General features: G+C 40.7%; 13 protein-coding genes, 1 other RNA gene and 1 other annotated feature. Of the genes, 10 read left to right on the top strand and 4 right to left on the bottom strand.

The features are described from left to right. Positions 1–184: 184 nt before the first annotated feature. Positions 185–1,738, bottom strand: a complete 1,554-nt coding sequence (gene spoVB / locus C1A12_RS13600) for a stage V sporulation protein B (RefSeq protein ID WP_101844407.1) — start codon at positions 1,736–1,738, stop codon at positions 185–187. 123 nt (positions 1,739–1,861) lie between these two features. Here spoVB and C1A12_RS13595 point away from each other — a divergent pair, with 123 nt between their 5' ends. The 7 genes from C1A12_RS13595 to dtd all read left to right on the top strand — a co-directional run bounded on the left by C1A12_RS13595 (position 1,862) and on the right by dtd (position 10,851). Further along, complete coding sequence (locus C1A12_RS13595) at positions 1,862–2,161, top strand: post-transcriptional regulator (RefSeq protein WP_101844405.1); 300 nt, start codon at positions 1,862–1,864, stop codon at positions 2,159–2,161. A gap of 106 nt (positions 2,162–2,267) precedes the next feature. Next, positions 2,268–4,541, top strand: coding sequence for a protein translocase subunit SecDF (gene secDF, locus C1A12_RS13590; RefSeq protein WP_101844403.1), 2,274 nt, complete (start codon positions 2,268–2,270; stop codon positions 4,539–4,541). A gap of 282 nt (positions 4,542–4,823) precedes the next feature. Beyond that, positions 4,824–5,159 carry a lipopolysaccharide assembly LapA domain-containing protein gene (locus C1A12_RS13585; protein ID WP_101844402.1) on the top strand — a complete coding sequence of 112 codons (336 nt, stop codon included), beginning with the start codon at positions 4,824–4,826 and terminating at the stop codon, positions 5,157–5,159. Positions 5,160–5,215: 56 nt separating this feature from the next. Continuing rightward, positions 5,216–7,540 (top strand): single-stranded-DNA-specific exonuclease RecJ, encoded by a 2,325-nt coding sequence (recJ, locus tag C1A12_RS13580; RefSeq protein ID WP_101844400.1) that lies wholly within the window; start codon positions 5,216–5,218, stop codon positions 7,538–7,540. Next, on the top strand, positions 7,530–8,042 hold the full coding sequence (locus C1A12_RS13575; RefSeq protein WP_101844398.1) for an adenine phosphoribosyltransferase: 513 nt from the start codon (positions 7,530–7,532) through the stop codon (positions 8,040–8,042). Before recJ ends, C1A12_RS13575 begins: the two co-directional genes overlap by 11 nt. Positions 8,043–8,184: 142 nt before the next feature. Beyond that, positions 8,185–10,389: a bifunctional (p)ppGpp synthetase/guanosine-3',5'-bis(diphosphate) 3'-pyrophosphohydrolase gene (locus C1A12_RS13570; RefSeq protein ID WP_101844396.1), complete on the top strand. Its 2,205-nt coding sequence runs from the start codon at positions 8,185–8,187 to the stop codon at positions 10,387–10,389. Between the two features lie 15 nt (positions 10,390–10,404). Continuing rightward, the gene (dtd, locus tag C1A12_RS13565; protein ID WP_101844394.1) at positions 10,405–10,851 is read left to right on the top strand and encodes a D-aminoacyl-tRNA deacylase; all 447 of its coding nucleotides are present in this window, start codon (positions 10,405–10,407) and stop codon (positions 10,849–10,851) included. Between the two features lie 30 nt (positions 10,852–10,881). On the opposite strand, the gene C1A12_RS13560 is transcribed toward dtd, so the two are convergent. After that, a complete protein-coding gene (locus tag C1A12_RS13560; protein WP_101844392.1) occupies positions 10,882–12,369 on the bottom strand; it encodes an SH3 domain-containing protein in 1,488 nt (495 codons plus the stop codon). 167 nt (positions 12,370–12,536) lie between these two features. After that, positions 12,537–12,760: a binding site (T-box leader), on the top strand. Between the two features lie 157 nt (positions 12,761–12,917). Here C1A12_RS13560 and hisS point away from each other — a divergent pair. The 3 genes from hisS (at position 12,918) to ssrS (ending at position 16,237) form a co-directional block, all read left to right on the top strand. After that, positions 12,918–14,201, top strand: coding sequence for a histidine--tRNA ligase (hisS, locus tag C1A12_RS13555; RefSeq protein ID WP_101844390.1), 1,284 nt, complete (start codon positions 12,918–12,920; stop codon positions 14,199–14,201). Then, entirely contained in the window at positions 14,201–15,970 is a 1,770-nt protein-coding gene (gene aspS / locus C1A12_RS13550) for an aspartate--tRNA ligase (protein ID WP_101844388.1), read from the top strand. The genes hisS and aspS overlap by 1 nt, the downstream gene beginning before the upstream one ends. Before the next feature lie 78 nt (positions 15,971–16,048). Further along, positions 16,049–16,237, top strand: a non-coding RNA gene (ssrS, locus tag C1A12_RS13545) — 6S RNA. Positions 16,238–16,284: 47 nt separating this feature from the next. Here ssrS and C1A12_RS13540 read toward each other — a convergent pair. Further along, a complete protein-coding gene (locus C1A12_RS13540) occupies positions 16,285–16,899 on the bottom strand; it encodes an RsfA family transcriptional regulator (protein ID WP_101844386.1) in 615 nt (204 codons plus the stop codon). A gap of 84 nt (positions 16,900–16,983) precedes the next feature. Continuing rightward, positions 16,984–18,258: a replication-associated recombination protein A gene (locus C1A12_RS13535; RefSeq protein ID WP_101844384.1), complete on the bottom strand. Its 1,275-nt coding sequence runs from the start codon at positions 18,256–18,258 to the stop codon at positions 16,984–16,986. Positions 18,259–18,369: the final 111 nt, after the last annotated feature.

Raw genomic sequence — 18,369 nt, 5'->3', positions numbered from 1 at the left:
GATTTCACTAGAATCGTTCGGATTATTTTTTGCTTTATTCAGTTTTAGCCTCACCATCTAAGTTTTGAGTAATCAGCGCAGTTTTGTCGTATTATTATAGCAGTTTAGGTGTTTAACTACGTACCATTCGCTGAATCTTATGAGTAAATTTTCCTGCTGAATAAAACAGCCGTAGTGTTCCCTTTTACTTTTTCCTAAACTTATTCCAGGGAATCATATGCCACTCGTCTTTAGTAAGCAGTTTCAGTTTGAACAGAAGACAAATGTAAACTGCTGCAAGGACTATACTGATTGTCAGTAATTCTACAAGTGGGCTGGAAGAAAAATATCCTTGTTCGTGTAAAATATACCCAGCCCCGGCTGTTATAATTAGAACCGTTAAAAATTTAAACAGCATTTGGAAAGGAAAAGTAAAGCTGGTAGCTCGAACTAAGACGGAGAGGTGAAGGAGAGTAACGATGACACTCCCGACAACCATAGCAACGGCTACCCCGTTAATCCCAAACTCTGGCTGCGAGCTTAATACTGCCAGGACTATAAATTTGACAGCGGCCCCTATTAAAGTGTTCCACATGGCTGATTTAGCCAAGTCTAATGCCTGCAGGCTTGCTTGAAGCGGTGTCTGTATGTAGTGCATTAGAAAAAAAGGAGCCATGAATTGCAGCAAAAATCCGCCCTGATCTGTACCATAGACGATTGACAGTGTTGCAACCGGAAAGAGAACATAGATTACAGTAATCAAGCCACCTGAAGCGAGTGATAATCGAATAGCCTGCAAAATCCGATAGTTAATCGTGCCAAACTGTTTTTTTGCAGCAGATTCACTAATAGAAGGAACGAGAGATACGCCTAAAGCATGCGTAAGAAAAGTAGGGAGAAACAATAAAGGTAATATATAACCTGTAAGACCTCCATATTGCTTAGTTGTTTCAACTGCCGTTAAACCTGCAATCGCTAAACTTTGAGCGACTAGAATAGGTTCAAAAAAATAAGTGAGCGACCCAATGAGACGACTCCCTGAGGTAGGGATAGCAATCGTCATTAGCTGCTGCAGCGTTTCTTTACCTTCCTGAATATGCTTTTTCCACGATTTTCTCCATTTGAAAGTTTTGTGAAGGGCGAATTGTCTTGTCATATAAAGCAGAGAAACAAATTCTCCTATGATTACGGCAATCATAGCCCCTGCCGCTGCGTACTGAACTCCGTAGGGGTAAAAAAGCTTTGTTAAAAATGCCACAGTCGTAATCCTCACAATTTGTTCAATAACCTGGGATATAGCTTGCGGCTTCATGTTCTGCCGTCCTTGAAAATACCCTCTAAGTACGGCAGAAACAGCAGTGATCGGGATTATTGGAGTTACAGCCAGCAATGGAGCCATTGCACGGGCGTCAGTAAGAAAATATTCAGCTACAATTGGGGCAAATAAAAACAAACCAGCAGTAAAAATGAGGCTTAAGCTTCCTGTTATTGATAAAGAAATAACCAGAATACGCTTGACCTGTGTTTCGTCGCCATTTGCCTCAGCTTCCGATACCCTTTTTGAAATGGCTACAGGAAGGCCAAACTGAGTAATTGTCGTTACAAGAATTAGAGTAGGGAGAGCCATCATGTAAAGTCCCATCCCTTCCTCTCCCATAATTCTGGCGACTACGATTCGATTAATAAATCCTAAAAGCCGGGTGATGAGACCAGCTGCTACTAATATTAAGGCTCCATGCAGAAAGGTTTGTTTTGTCATCAGGGAATCCGCCTTCTCAAAGGAATAAAATTCATATACAATGAATTATATGCATTGAGGTGGACAAGGGATGACAAGGACTTCAAGATCCTTTTTTATAATATTTTAAGGGAGTGCCTCTATATGGATAAAATAAAACCAGTCAATGAGTGGAAGGATGCCATTAACCCTGTTCTTAACAGTAAAGCAAATGAATTCCGGCTGTTAGGGTATAAAAATGCAACAGCAGAAGACGTTTGGCAGTGTATGCTGAAGAAAATCTGGAAAAACAATTCTAAGAAAAGACTTTATGAAGTTGTTCAGGATGTCTTTCATCTAAGTAATAATCAATATGTAAGTTACATAACAGTGGAAGCCTATCAAAACGATGACTTGATGGCATCGATCGAAGCTTTAAAACAAGGGTCAGAACCATCTAAGTAACAACTTATGATTGTTAAATATAAAATTAGTAGTAGAATTGTATAAGGAAAATATATTCCAATATACATATGCACGTGTTTGAATGTTGAAGGAGGCAAAGAGAAATATGGTGAAAAGAGGGCGGATCGTGGCCTTTTTTATAGCCGTTATTTTAATAGCAGCTACGATTGGCACAACGGTTACAGGAGTAACAAAAGATATCAATCTTGGTTTAGATCTACAGGGTGGTTTTGAAATTCTTTATGATGTAGAAACCGTTGATGAAGATCAGGAAGTAAATCAGCAAGTATTAGAATCCACTGTTGAATCTCTCTACGAACGGGTGGACGTATTAGGAATCAGCGAAACAAATATATCCATAGAGAGTGGAGATCGTATTCGTGTTCAACTGGCAGGGGTACAGGATCAGCAGGAAGCGCGAGAGCTTTTGTCAACTACTGCTCAGCTTTCTTTCCGTGATGTTGAAGGTAACGAATACATGGATGGTTCTGATATCAGAGAAGGAAGTGCTCAACAGACTTATGACCAGAATAACTCTCCTATCGTTTCCCTGGAGGTGAAAAGTGCTTCTGAATTCTATAATGTTACACAGGAAATAGCTAACAAAGAACCAATTGAGGATGCGGTGTATCCTCCGAACTTATTAGTGATTTGGCTGGACTATGATGAAGAGGTTTCTTTTGCGGACGAATACGGTTCTGAGGACCCTGCTTATGTATCCGCTCCCCAGGTAAGCGAAGGAATCAGAAGTAATACTGTACAAATTGAAGGGGATTTCTCCCAGGAGTCAGCCCAACAGCTTGCAGATATTTTAAATGCGGGTTCTCTTCCTGTTGAATTGGAAGAAACCTATTCCACTTCGGTGGGAGCTCAATTTGGAGAACAAGCGATGGATAAAACGATTTATGCTGGCTTTATAGGTGTGGGTCTTATTTTCCTTTTCATGCTTTTTTACTATCGGTTCCCAGGCGTAATTTCTGTCATCACCTTGTCAGCCTATATTTATCTCATTTTAGTAGTATTTGAACTATTGAATGGAGTGCTGACATTACCAGGTATAGCAGCCTTAATCCTCGGTGTCGGTATGGCAGTGGATGCCAATATTATCACCTATGAGCGGATTAAGGAAGAACTGAAGTCAGGCAAATCTATAATGGCTGCTTATAAATCAGGAAATAAGCGATCTTTAGCAACGATATTAGATGCGAATATTACAACTCTGATTGCAGCAACGGTTCTTTTTATTTTTGGTACAAGCTCTGTAAAAGGCTTTGCAACTATGTTAATTGTAAGTATATTAGTCAGCTTTATAACGGCTGTGTACGGGACCAGACTGCTGCTCGGCCTCTGGGTGAAGAGCCGTTTCTTAACGAAAAGACCAGGATGGTTTGGTGTGAAGAAGGATCAAATTCATTCCCTTGCTGAAGGGGAAACAGAAGATCCTAAATTCATGAACCGTAAACTGGATCTTATTAAGCATCGAAAGAAATTCTTTGCTCTTTCTTTAGCATTGTTGGCAGCAGGTGCCATAGCATTGGGCATCTTTAAGTTAAATCTAGGAATAGACTTTACGAGCGGCTCCCGGGTTGAAATTACTTCTGAAGAGAGCATCTCTCCTGATGAAGTCGAAGAGGCTTTTGAGAATGAGTTGAACGTTTCTCCTAAGCAGATCGTCCTCTCAGGAGATAATAATGATATCGCGGTTACTCGGTTTGAAACAGAGCTTTCTCAAGATAAGATTGCTGAAATTCAGGAGTATTTCTCTGAAGAATATGGCAGCAGTCCAAACGTAAGCACTGTTTCTCCAGTGGTCGGACAAGAGCTTGCCAAAAATGCGGCATTAGCTGTGCTTTATGCATCGATTGGAATCATCATCTATGTGACGTTTAGATTTGAATTCTTCTTTGCATTAACAGCAATCCTTGCCTTATTACACGATGCATTCTTTATTATTGCATTGTTTAGTATAACGAGACTGGAATTTGATATTACAATAATTGCAGCAATCTTGACGATTGTCGGTTATTCAGTGAATGATACTATTGTGACGTTTGACCGTATTCGAGAAAATCTTAGATTTGAGAAGAAGGTCAAATCATTTAGACACCTTGCTAAAGTCGTAAATGACAGTCTGCTCCAAACGATGGCAAGAAGCTTAAATACTGTTATTACCGTTGTGTTTGCTGCGGCTATGCTGTTTATTTTCGGAGCTTCTTCTATTACTAACTTTGCTTTTGCGCTGGTGGTAGGATTAGTTGCCGGTACGTATTCTTCATTATTTATTGCTGCTCAGCTGTGGCTGGTCTGGAGAGGCAGAAATATTAAGAACAAACCTATTGAGTATGTGAAGAAGAAGAAAACAGGAGGCCCACAAGTTTAATAAAAAAATCAGGCTGTCGATAAAGTTTCGACAGCCTGATTTTTTTATTTTTCACAGCGTTCATTTGTTATCCTGTAGATAAGAATCTGTTTAGGCGGGGATATTTTGTTTCAGTCAAGAAAAGAGCCCGCCCGATGTAAGAAGTGGCCGCTTCTCGCTCAGTGCACCCAAAATCAAAAGTTTTTCTAATGAAGGTATGAAGGCACTCCCCCTTGGATTTTGGTTAAATGTAACAGGAAAAGGGTATAAAATAATAGTAAAGAGATAGAAGGAGGGAGAACATTGAAGGGACAGACTTATTTTATTTTTGCACTTATTATCGCTATTCTAATAGCCATATTTGCTGTAATTAACGTAGGTGCTGTACAGGTGAACTATCTTTTTGGCACGGGAGAAGCTCCTTTAATTCTAGTGATATTGGGCTCTGTTTTAATGGGGGGCCTAATCACTTTCTCATTTGGAGCCGTGAAGTTTTATCAGATGAAACGTGAAAATAAAAGCTTGCGAAGTCAATTAAGCTCTACTAAAACTTCCGACACCAAAGAGACACCGTCACGTCGTTCTAGAAAAAGAGAAACGGCAAGAGCTGTTGGAAATGAAGACGGAAAAACGAATTAATCGTGTTTGCCCCCCCTGATGACGTCTTGTATAATAGACTAGTCAGGGGTGAATTTATGTTAAAAAGTAAAGCAAAATGGAATTTTACATATAGTAAGATGGACGAAGATACTGAGAGCTTCCCGGGAGTTTCAACATTAACCTCTCAGTTGCTAAAAAAAAGAGGAATTACCGATCAAGATGAAGTGCAGCGATTTCTTCATCCAACCTATAAAGACCTGCATGACCCGTTTCTTCTTAATGGAATGAAAGAGTCAATAGAAAGAATCCGTTCAGCGATTGATCAAGGGGAGCACATTCTTGTATATGGAGATTATGATGCTGATGGAGTCAGCTCTACAACAGTAATGGTCGAAGCTTTAAGAGAGGCTGGAGCGATATGTGATTACTATATTCCTAATCGATTTACAGAGGGATATGGACCTAACGAGACGGCTTTTCTTAAAGCCTCGGAGGACGGATTCAGTGTCATCATAACGGTAGATAACGGAATTGCAGGCTTACATGAAGCAGAAGTGGCAAAACGGATTGGAATTGATTTAATCATTACAGATCACCACGAAGTTCAGGAAACCCTGCCAGATGCTTTTGCGATCATCCATCCGAAGACTTCTCCCAGCTACCCATTTAAGGAATTGGCGGGAGTCGGGGTGGCGTTTAAGGTTGCCGAGGCGCTCCTGGAAAAACTCCCTGATCACCTCCTGGATATGGCTGCAATTGGAACGATTGCAGATTTAGTTCCACTTCAAGGTGAAAACCGCACACTCGTTTACTTAGGTCTTAAGGCGCTAAATCAATCCGATCGTGCAGGTCTTAAAGCGTTGAAGGATGTTTGCAGTATTGAGGGAGAAGTGGATGAAGAGACGATTGGGTTTAGTATTGGTCCCCGCGTTAATGCCGTCGGGAGGCTGCAGGATGCTTCGCCGGCTGTAGAGTTGTTTTTAACTGAAGAGGCGAAAGAAGCTGTGCATCTGGCAAATATGATTAATTCACTTAATCAAGAACGGCAGCAAATAGTTACACAAACAGCAAAAGAAGCGGAAGAACTTTTAGTAAGTGGTGAGCAGCCTTTAGGAGAAGTCATTGTCGTTGCAAAAGAAGGATGGAATTCAGGAGTGCTCGGAATCGTTGCTTCAAAACTAGTCAGACAGTTTGACAGGCCTGCAGTCGTCCTTGGCATTGATCCGGAAAAGGGATATGCCAAAGGCTCAGCAAGAAGTATAGCTGCCTATGACCTTTTTCAAAATTGTATGGAAGTCAGAGATCATTTTATTCATTTTGGCGGGCATGCTCAGGCTGCTGGTATGACTCTTGATATTGATAATATAGATAACGTGCGGAATCTTTTATGCTTAAAAGCCCAGGAAAAGCTATCCGATGAAGATTACCAGCAAGTTCTTGATATAGAAACGACAGTAAATATAGAAGATATAACTTTGGAACAAATTCAGGAAGTCAATAAGCTTCGTCCATTTGGAATGGGTAACCCTAAGCCATTATTTCATATAAAAGAGAAACCAAAAGAAATTCGTTTAATCGGCAGCCGTCAGAACCATCTAAAGCTTTTGTTTAAAAAAGAACGTTCGAAATTAGACGGAATTGCCTTTGGAATGGGGGATTTATTCACTCGGATATCTCCGCACTCTGAGCTTGAGGTCATTGGAGAACTCGGGATAAATGAGTGGAATGGAAGGAAAAATGTCCAGGTAATGGTTAAAGATCTAAAAGTGGAAGCATGGCAACTGTTTGATTACAGAGGGTCTAAACACCTTGAGAAAAAACTGAGCTTCCCAAAGGATCATAATGCAGTAGCCCTAACATTTAACGAAGCAGATTCTGCGCCACTCAACCTGCCTGTTTTCAGTAACAAAGATTTGGAAGACGTCCTTGCCAACGGACCTCTTCATAGTCTTGTCCTGATGGATCTCCCTGCTTCTCTCGCTGAACTGTCAAACGCTGTTCGCAGACTTGCGCCGGACAACATTTATGCCTGCTATCAAGTAACAGACAGTGCTTTCTTTACCTCGTGGCCTACAAGAGATCATTTTAAGTGGTTTTATGGTATGCTGATGAAGCGGAAGTCCTTTGATTTAAATCAAGAACGTGAAAAGCTTGCTCATCGTAAGGGCTGGAATGCAGATATGGTAAATTTTATTTCCCAGGTGTTTTTTGAGCTTGGTTTTGTTAAAATAAAAGATGGTGTTTTGACGATTGAAAATAAGCCTCAGCAAAAGGACTTGACTGAATCAGAAATTTACCAGGAAAGAAAAGAGCAGCTTACGGTTGAACAAGCTCTTTATTATTCTACTTATAAAGAACTAAAGGATTGGTTCAGTAAGCAGCGTGAGCCGATCAAGGAGGAAGTTTTGAATGGATTATAAACAGCATATTGCTATCGTGGAAGATTGGCCGAAAGAAGGTATTCGGTTCAAAGATATTACCCCGCTGATGGATAACGGGAAAGCATTTAAATCGGCAGTAGATGAAATTGTAGAATATTCAAAAGACAAGGAAATCGATATTGTGGTAGGGCCGGAAGCCAGAGGATTTATTGTAGGCTGTCCTGTTTCCTATGCCCTTGAGATCGGATTTGCTCCTGTGCGTAAAGAAGGCAAGCTGCCGCGTGAAACGATTAAAGTAGATTACGGATTAGAATACGGCAAAGATATTCTAACCATTCATAAAGATGCGATTAAGCCTGGACAAAGAGTACTTATTGTTGATGACCTGTTAGCTACTGGAGGTACAATTGAGGCCACGATAAATCTTGTCGAACAACTAGGCGGAGTAGTTGCAGGATGCGCTTTCCTCGTGGAACTTACTTACCTGGACGGACGAGAAAAGCTTGAAGGTTATGATGTCCTGACGTTAATGCAATATTAAGATGAAAGAGTGCCCTGGTTCAGGGCGCTTTTTGTTTTAAACTCTTCATTTAAACGTTTTTTCTTTACTTTTGACTGTCTTTTTTTGATAATGAAAAATAACCATCATTTTTTAGGAAGCTAAGAGAAATCAGGGTGATTGTATGGCGAAGGATAAAATTTTAACGGCCGAAGAAGTGATTGAGCAGGCTCGTCAATATATGAACGATGAAGATCTGGGGTTTATCCGCAGGGCTTTTGAGTATGCCAATCAGGCACACAGCGAGCAATATCGAAAATCGGGCGAACCCTATATTATTCACCCGATTCAAGTAGCAGGCATTCTAGTTAATTTAGAAATGGATCCTGAAACAATTGCAGGAGGTTTTCTTCACGACGTAGTTGAGGATACGGATTACACTATTGAGGATATCGAGCGGCAGTTTGGGGAAGAAGTGTCCATGCTTGTCGATGGAGTTACGAAACTGGGTAAAATCAAATACAAGTCCAAAGAAGCGCAACAAGCTGAAAACCACAGAAAAATGTTTGTGGCCATGGCTAAAGATATGAGAGTTATATTAATTAAACTAGCTGACCGTCTGCACAATATGCGGACCCTTAAGCATTTACCTTCAGAAAAACAGCGCAGAATTTCTAATGAAACATTAGAGATTTTTGCTCCTCTCGCTCATCGACTTGGAATTTCAACGATCAAGTGGGAGCTCGAAGATACGGCTTTGAGGTATTTAAATCCGCAGCAATATTATAGAATCGTTCATTTAATGAAACAAAAGAGAAATGAAAGAGAATATTATATTGATGACGTAATGAATGAAATCAGGACGCAGTTGCAGGATGTCAATATTGAAGCGGACTTAAACGGCAGACCTAAGCATTTATACAGCATTTATCGCAAAATGGTGCTGCAGAACAAACAATTTAATGAAATTTACGATTTATTAGCTGTACGAATACTCGTAAACAGTATTAAGGATTGTTATGCCGTTTTAGGTATTATTCATACATGCTGGAAGCCTATGCCGGGTCGTTTTAAGGATTATATTGCCATGCCTAAACCTAACTTATACCAATCGCTGCATACCACAGTCATTGGCCCTAAGGGAGACCCTCTAGAAGTGCAGATTCGTACACATGAGATGCACGAAATTGCGGAATATGGAATTGCTGCACACTGGGCGTATAAAGAAGGAAAACAGGCATCCTCCACGCATTCTTTCGAAGAGAAATTAACATGGTTTAGAGAGATCCTGGATTCGCAGAGTGAAACTCACGATGCCGAAGAATTCATGGAGTCATTAAAAGTTGATTTATTCTCTGACATGGTGTACGTATTTACTCCTAAAGGTGAGGTAGTTGAATTGCCTTCAGGCTCAGTACCGATTGACTTTGCTTACCGCATTCATACGGAAGTTGGCAATCAGACCATAGGGGCGAAGGTCAATGGCAAGATGGAACCTCTGGACTATAAGTTAAATACCGGGGACATCGTTGAAATGATGACCTCTAAACATTCCTATGGTCCTTCGAAAGACTGGATTAAACTCGCTCAAACCTCGCAGGCAAAAAACAAAATCAAGCAATTTTTTAAACGTCAAAGAAAAGAAGAGAACATTGTTAAAGGAAAAGAATTGGTTGAACGTGAGATTCGTAACATGGGATTGCAGCCGAAAGAAGTTTTCACATCTGACAACTTAGATCGAGTATCGGAGAAGTTTAACTTCACAAATGAGGAAGACATGTTTGCTGCTGTAGGTTATCAAGGGATTACAGCTTCACAGATTGCAACTCGTTTAACCGAGAAGCTTCGAAAGCAGATTCAGAAAGAGCAGGATCTTGAACAGACATTGGCAGACGTGTCTACAACAGAAATTAAGACCTCCTCCTCAAAAGGGAAGAAAGATTCCGGTGTTCGTGTTGAAGGAGTCGATAATCTGCTGGTTCGATTATCCAAATGCTGCAACCCGGTTCCAGGCGATGAAATTGTAGGCTATATTACAAAAGGCAGAGGCGTTTCTGTGCATAGGGCTGATTGTCCAAATGTTCAAACCGAGGAAGCTGAGGCCAGACTTCTCCCTGTTTATTGGGAGAAAGGTCCAAGAGACACTAAGCAATATCACGTCGACTTAGAAATATGGGGTTACGACCGGCGTGGATTATTAAATGAAGTACTTCAAGCAGTAAATGAAACCAAAACAAATATTACAGCCGTATCAGGCAAGTCAGATCGTAATAAAATGGCTACTATTCATATTACGATTCTCATTCAGAATACGGATCACTTAAGAAAAATTGTAGAACGTATTAAACAGATTCATGATGTATATACGGTTCGCCGCGTGATGCAGTAAACGGGGGAATGACCAATGAAAGCAGTAGTTCAACGCGCAACAGAAGCAAGTGTAACAGTAAGCAATGAGAAGGTAGGCGAGATAAGTGAGGGACTTGTCATTTTACTTGGGGTTACCCATGAAGATACTGAAGAAGATGCTCGCTATCTAGCCTCCAAGATTCCTCACCTTCGCATATTTGAAGATGAAGAAGGCAAATTAAATCGTTCCTTAAAAGATGTAGACGGCCAAATGTTATCTATCTCACAATTCACCTTATACGGTGATACTCGTAAAGGCAGACGCCCTAATTTTATGAAAGCCGCCAAACCATCTGAAGCAGATGAGCTGTATAAGAAATTTAATGAGTTTGTCCGTAGTGAAGGGGTCCACGTGGAAACGGGGAGCTTTGGGGAGATGATGGATGTCCAACTAACAAATAATGGTCCTGTTACACTAATAATGGATAGTAAAGAACGTTAAAAAATCAAGGGAACTGACTCCCTTGATTTTTTATTGGAAATATTGAATTAATCCGTTCGTAATGCCTTGACCGGCTTTTGAATGATAGCTTGAACTTTGAACGGTTTTCTCTTCTTTCATATCTGAGAGAAAGCCTAATTCTACTAAAATGGATGGTTTATCATTATATCGAAGTACATGGAAAGTACCTTTCCGTATCCCCCGGTCACGTAAACCTGTTTCCTTTGTCACACCAGCCTGGACATTTGATGCTAATGTTCTTGTGCTTGAACCGGAAAAATAAGTGTTAATCCCGCTAGCCTTAATCGATTGAGGCACACTATTATAATGAACACTTATGAATGCGTCTCCCTTTGAAGCATTGGACAGTGCAGTTCTTGCTGAAAGAGATAAGTAAGAGTCATTCGATCTCGTCATAATTACATCCGCTCCATTTTGCTCTAAAGTTGACTTGAGTTTTTGAGCAGTCTGTAAAGTTAGAGTTTTTTCCAGAATTCCGGTTCGTCCAACAGCGCCAGGATCAAATCCTCCGTGCCCCGCATCCACAATGATTGTTCTTCCGTTCAAGCCGGAAGATGATACCGGATCGGGACCTGGAGTGGCAGAGGGGCTTTCCTCTACAATCCACCCTGCGACATAAGCGTGACTTCCTTTGTAAGAGATTTTATACCAGTTGTCTTGTTTATCAACTACTTCAAACTGGTCACCTTTCGTCCCACGGCCAAGCACTTTATGATTCGTGGAAGGACCTGAACGAAGATTCGTCACGTCATATTTTAGTGTAACTTTCGATTGATTCTCAACGGAATCAGAAGAAGAATCGTTGTTTTGATTAGTAACGAGCCAGCCAGCTACCCAGCCTGTGTTGCCGGAGCTGAGTTTAATTTTATACCAGCCTTGTTTTTCTTCACTGTATTCAAAGCTGTCCCCTTTTCTGACCTGCTGCTTGATAGAACTGGTGGTCGTGGCTTTGCTTCTTACATTTAAAACAGCCGTTGCGACCTTGACTTTTCCAAGGGATTGCATCTCGTTTTCGGAAGAAAGATCACTGCTGGATTGTTCATTTTCGTTGTATGTACTTAAATAGTCTTTGTGTACCCAACCTGAAGCACCTTTGCTGCGCTCAATTTTTATCCAGTTCCCCGATTCTCCTGTTTTAGTTACTCTTTCATTTTTCATTAAGTAACCACGAACATTTCCACTCAGGCTTCCTTTTTCTCGAACCCTTAAATAATCTACTTTTGATTTAACTTCTTTATTTTGCTTAATTTGGACAAGCCAGCCTGCTACCCAGCCTGTTTTATTATTCCACTTAATCTTAACCCAATCATTCTTTTCTTCAACAACGGAATAGGATTCGTTTTTCTGGACTTTGCCTAGAATTGAGTCAGAAAGACCAGGGCCTGATCGAACATGCAGATTATCAACCTGCACGTTGACGGTTTCAGCGTGGGCTGTAGTCGGGATTATCCAAATTAAGCCGGCTACTATACAAAATAATGCCAGCCATCCTTTCATATAATTGTCTCCACCTCCAATATTTTGTAATGCACAATAACCATTCGACAAAAAGGTTGATATCCCTTCTTTTTTCTGCAAAAAATTTAAATTGAAATTTATTTTTATTAAAACTTGACATTATCGAAGAAGAAACCTTATGATAGTATTCATATTCTTATGAATCGATAAAACCATTGAGGGAAAGAGTAACTTGGGTTCTAGTGTATTCTAGAGAGGGAATGCCTGGGCTGAAAGCATTGCTTACACTGGCCAAGTGAAAGACATTTCTTAGGTGTTCTATTGAAACTAACTTAAGTAGTAAATAGATCCGTACACAGGCGTTAACTGTATGAAGTGGAGGCAAAGCCTCAATTAGGGTGGCAACGCGGGATAGACTCCCGTCCCTTTCTAGTCAATGATTAGAAAGGGACGGGAGTTTTTTATTGTACGTTAAGAATGTTTAACTTTTTTACAGGACTAAAGTATCAGAAAAACTACGTTTTCCGCCATTGGACTTGGTGGTAAACCAAGTTTTTCTAACATCAATATAGCTAAACAAGGAGGAAATGAAAATGAGAGCTCCTAGAGGTACTCAGGATATATTACCGGGAACGTCAGAAAAATGGCAGTATGTAGAAGAAAAATTAATAGATATTTGCAGACGTTATCATTATAAAGAGATAAGAACACCCATTTTTGAGCACACGGAGTTGTTTCAGCGTGGCGTAGGGGACAGTACAGATATTGTACAAAAGGAAATGTATACGTTTGAAGATCGTGGAGGGCGCAGTGTAACCCTGCGCCCAGAAGGAACGGCTTCTACGGTAAGGTCCTTTGTTCAAAACAAATTATTCGGGCTGCCGAATCAGCCGACTAAGTTATTTTATATCGGTCCTATGTTTCGCTATGAGCGCCCGCAGCAGGGGCGTTTAAGACAATTCGTCCAATTTGGTATAGAGGCACTTGGCAGTGATGATCCATCAGTTGATGCAGAGGTGATGGCCCTTGCGATGAATGCTTATGAAGAACTGGGTTTAAAATCTTTAAAACTCGTTTTAAATAGCTTAGGGGATAAAGAGAGCAGAGAGGCTCATAAGAATGCGCTTATTCAACACTTTACTCCACACAAAGAAGAGCTGTGCGCTGATTGTCAAATTCGTTTAGAACAGAATCCTTTGCGTGTACTTGATTGTAAAAAGGATAAGGATCATCCCGCAATGGAGACAGCTCCATCGATATTGGATTATTTAAATAAACCCTCTCATGATTATTTTGAGCAGGTAAAAGAATGTTTAGATGTAATGGGAATTAAATACGAAATCGATGCAAATTTAGTACGAGGTTTGGATTACTATAATCATACCGCTTTTGAGATTATGAGTGAGGCAGAAGGTTTTGGTGCTATTACCACATTGAGCGGTGGAGGCAGGTACAACGGACTTGTGAAAGATATAGGCGGACCGGAAACAACAGGAATTGGGTTTGCATTAAGTATCGAACGTTTATTAATGGCACTGGAGGCTGAAGGAGTAGAACTGCCAATCGAAGAATCTCTGGACGTTTACGTTGTTGCTTTGGGAGAAAAGGCTGAAAAAGAAGCTGTACGTTTAATGTATAATCTCCGCCAGGCCGGAGTTCAAGCTGATAAGGATTACTTACAAAGAAAAATGAAAGGCCAATTCAAAGCAGCAGATCGATTAAATACCAAATATGTCGTTGTCTTAGGAGATCGAGAAATTGAACAGGATGCTGTCTCGGTTAAGGAGATGAAATCTGGAGACCAAATAGAACTACCGATCAACCAAATCGTAACATATTTAAATGAAAAGCTGTCAGGAGGGGAAAAGTGATGGAAAGAATACATTGCGGCACGTTACGACCTTCGCATAAAGGTCAGGAAGTAAAACTTAAAGGATGGGTTCAGAAAAGGCGGGATCTTGGAGGTTTAATATTCATTGATTTAAGAGACCGTTCCGGACTTGTTCAAATTGTATTTAACCCTGATGAGTCCTTAGAGGCGCTGAACATAGCAGAGGATATTCGAAGTGAGTATGTAGTAGAGGTTTCTGGTAGAGTGGTAATTCGTGATGAAAACACAGTTAACCCCAACATGGAAACGGGGGAAATTGAAGTACTTGCTAAGGAAGTTAGCGTGTTAAACAAAGCTAAAACACCCCCTTTTATGATAGAGGAGAGTTCGGAAGTAGCAGAGGATACTCGCCTGAAGTATCGCTACCTGGATTTAAGACGAAAGGAAATGCAGGAAACGTTAAAGCTTCGTCATCAAACGACTCAGGTTATGAGAAATTTTCTAAACGACGAAGGGTATTTGGAAATGGAAACACCTATGCTGACAAAAAGCACTCCAGAAGGTGCAAGAGATTATCTAGTACCAAGTCGTGTCCACGAAGGGGAGTTTTATGCCCTTCCACAGTCTCCACAGCTTTTTAAACAAATGCTGATGATGGCTGGTTTTGAGAAATACTATCAGATTGCAAGATGCTTCCGTGATGAAGACTTAAGAGCAGACCGGCAGCCTGAATTTACTCAGGTAGATATAGAGACATCCTTTATGTCAAAAGAAGATATTATGGCTATGACGGAACGAATGATGGTTAAAGTAATGAAAGAAGTAAAAGGGGTAGACATTAAAGCTCCTTTTGACAGGATGCCTTATGATGAAGCAATGGAGCGTTTTGGTTCTGACAAACCAGACACACGATTCGGTCTTGAACTTGTAACTCTTTCAGAAATCGTTAGAGATTCCGGATTTAAAGTATTCAGTGATGCAGTTGCATCAGGAGGAAAAGTAAGCGCCATAAATGTTAAAGGGGAGGCGGACTCTTTCTCCAGAAAAGATATTGATAAGCTGACAGAAGACGTTAAAGTATACGGAGCCAAAGGATTAGCATGGCTGAAAGTAAAAGAAGGGGAATTAAATGGTCCAATTGCTAAGTTTTTCTCTGAGGAGGAAGCTTCTCCGTTGATGGAAGCTCTTAAGGCAGAAGATGGAGATTTGTTATTATTCGTGGCTGATAAAACTTCCGTCGTTTATGACAGCCTCGGCGCCCTAAGATTAAAATTAGGCAGGAAACTTGATTTAATAGATCATTCTAAGTTCAATTTTTTGTGGGTAACAGAGTGGCCGTTGTTTGAATACGACGAAGAACAAGGAAGGTATTTCGCAGCCCACCATCCATTTACTATGCCTGAAGACGGGGATGTAAACCAAATTATTGAAAATCCAAAAGAGGCCAGGGCTGAAGCTTATGATATTGTATTAAACGGTTATGAGTTAGGCGGAGGATCCGTACGTATATATAAAAAAGAAATGCAGGATCGTATGTTTGAAGCATTAGGGTTTTCAAAACAAGAAGCAGACGAACAATTTGGATTCCTGCTTGAAGCTCTCGAATATGGCACACCTCCTCATGGAGGAATTGCTCTTGGTTTTGACAGATTTATAATGCTGCTAGCCGGAAGAACAAATTTACGTGATACTATTGCATTTCCTAAAACAGCTTCTGCGCAGGATCCATTAACCGATGCGCCTGGAACTGTCAGTAAAGCACAATTAGATGAATTACATTTACAGCTGAAGAAGCAAAAACAGGACTGAAGTAGCATATAGAATCCTTATGTCTATGCTTGATTAGCAGTATATTTTATGCTATGATTTCATTACAAAATAAATAAACCAATCCTGATGTGTACGTTGTTCGAATGTACGTTTTGACCGAACATTTTTGAGACGGGAGCCTGACGTCTTCACATGGAATGCAAGCCTCTCTATTACATTTAGAGGACGCAAGAAATGTGAAGCAAGGCACCCACCTGCCTGGAGCGGGTTCAAAACTCATGATACAACGGCACAATTGGGATTGGTTTTTATTATTGAAAAGAAAGTGCGAGCTGATTACCAGCTCGCACTTTCTATTTAGCAAGATGTTCAAGATTACCGTTTTTCTCCATTCTAAAAAATGGTTTGTTCAAGGCATCTTGATCCTCGAACATTGTCATTTTCCTCGCACGGTCCATTATTGAAATAAACGCTTGATAGTCCTCTTTTAAAGAATCCAGCTGATCTTGAAGCTTTTGATTTGTTTGAACCAGGTGCCGGTTCTCTTCTTCCAGCTTTTCAACCTCGTGGTTTAAAATAGATTGGTCGTGGTTGCTGTCTTGAAGTGTTTGGAGATAAGAGATCACCTGAGCTAAATCAATCATTGACTCCTGGTTTGCTGGCTGCTGTACAACACTTGGCTGTTTATGCAGCACTTGCTTTTTCTTCGCGGCAGGTGGACTGAAGGTAGCTTCGCTGCGCTTCTTTTCTTTACGTTGTTTCTTAGCAAGTTCTACAGCTTGTTCGTATTTCTGACGGATTTCCGCATTCCACCTAAAACCACAGGCAGCAGACGTACGGTTAAGCACATCTCCCACTTCATCAAATGCTTTTAACTGAGTGCTTCCTTCCCGAATATGTCGAAGTACTGTTTCAGCTAATAATAAATCATCTTCATGAGACCAAGCATCTTGTCTTACCTTTGGCATAATAACCCTCCTGTTGGACTATTAGAACAATAGTTTGTCAGATTTGCTACTATTGTGACCAAAGCGGACAAAGAATATACTTGATTACGATTTTTGATTGTTAATTTTATCAAACACCTGCTTTAACGCCTGTTCAAATTTCCCTGTAGTCTTAGGTTCATAGTAATTAGCGTTAATTAATTTATCTGGTAGATATTGCTGAGCAATCCAGGAATTTGGATAGTTATGAGGATACTTATACTCTATTCCTCTGCCTAAAGTGGCTGCCCCTTTATAATGGGAATCTTTTAAGTGCGGAGGAACGTCTCCGCTTTTACCTTTACGGATATCATCCAATGCTGCATCTAAGGCTTTATAAGCGCTGTTGGATTTAGGGGATAATGCGAGCTCAGTTACAGCATTTGCTAAAGGAATTCGTGCTTCAGGAAAACCAAGGCGTTCAGCTGCTTCGACAGCAGCCAGCGCTCTAGGACCAGCCTGAGGATTAGCTAAACCAATATCTTCGTAAGCAATGACGACGAGCCGTCGTGCAATGCTGTCAAGATCGCCTGCTTCAATAAGACGAGCGAGATAATGTAAGGAAGCATTTACGTCACTGCCTCGTATCGATTTCTGAAAAGCGGATAACACATCGTAGTGTGCATCTCCTCCTTTATCGTGGGAAAAACTTTTTTTCTGCATGGACTCTTCTGCTACAGCTAGGTCGATCATGATACGGCCTTCTTCGTTCTCCGGTGTGGAGAAAGCTGCGAGCTCCAGGCCATTGAGTGCTGCTCTTAAATCCCCATTTGCGCTGAGAGCCAGATGTTCCATCGCTTCATTTTCCAATTGGATCGGTAAATGGCCCAACCCTTCCTTCTCGTCTGCTAAAGCTTTGTGAATAGCTTCTTTAATGTCTTCTTCTCCCAGACGGTAAAGTTCAAACAGATGACATCGACTCCGAATGGCTGGATTAATGGAATGATAAGGGTTGCTCGTAGTGCAGCCAATCATCGTTAATCGATTGCTTTCCAAGTGAGGAAGCAGGAAGTCTTGCTTCGCCTTATCCAGTCGATGTACTTCATCGAGAATGAGAACCATTTCTCCGTGCATTTTTGCTTCTTCAACTACAATTTCCATATCTTTCTTTTTATCAATTACAGCATTCAGCATCTTAAACGGAAGCTGAAGGTGTTTGGCTAAAGCTGTGGCCATTGATGTCTTTCCAGTACCGGGAGGACCGAAAAGAATCATAGAAGCCAATCTATCTGCTTTAACCATACGATTTATTGTTTTACCTTCGGAAACTAAGTGCTTTTGACCGATAATATCGTCAATAGTCGAGGGCCTCATCCGATAGGCTAAAGGTTGTACGCTCATAAGGAAATAGCTCCTTTACATTGGTCATCATGTTAAGGGTATTCTTAAAGCTATTAAAATGCAAGGGACTTGCTATTCATGCTATAATAGCGTTTGGTATAATGAGGTAAG

This window comes from Halobacillus sp. Marseille-P3879 (assembly GCF_900240285.1).
Classification (GTDB): Bacteria; Bacillota; Bacilli; order Bacillales; family Halobacillaceae; genus Halobacillus_A.
This window is presented reverse-complemented; position numbering and strand designations above follow the sequence as displayed.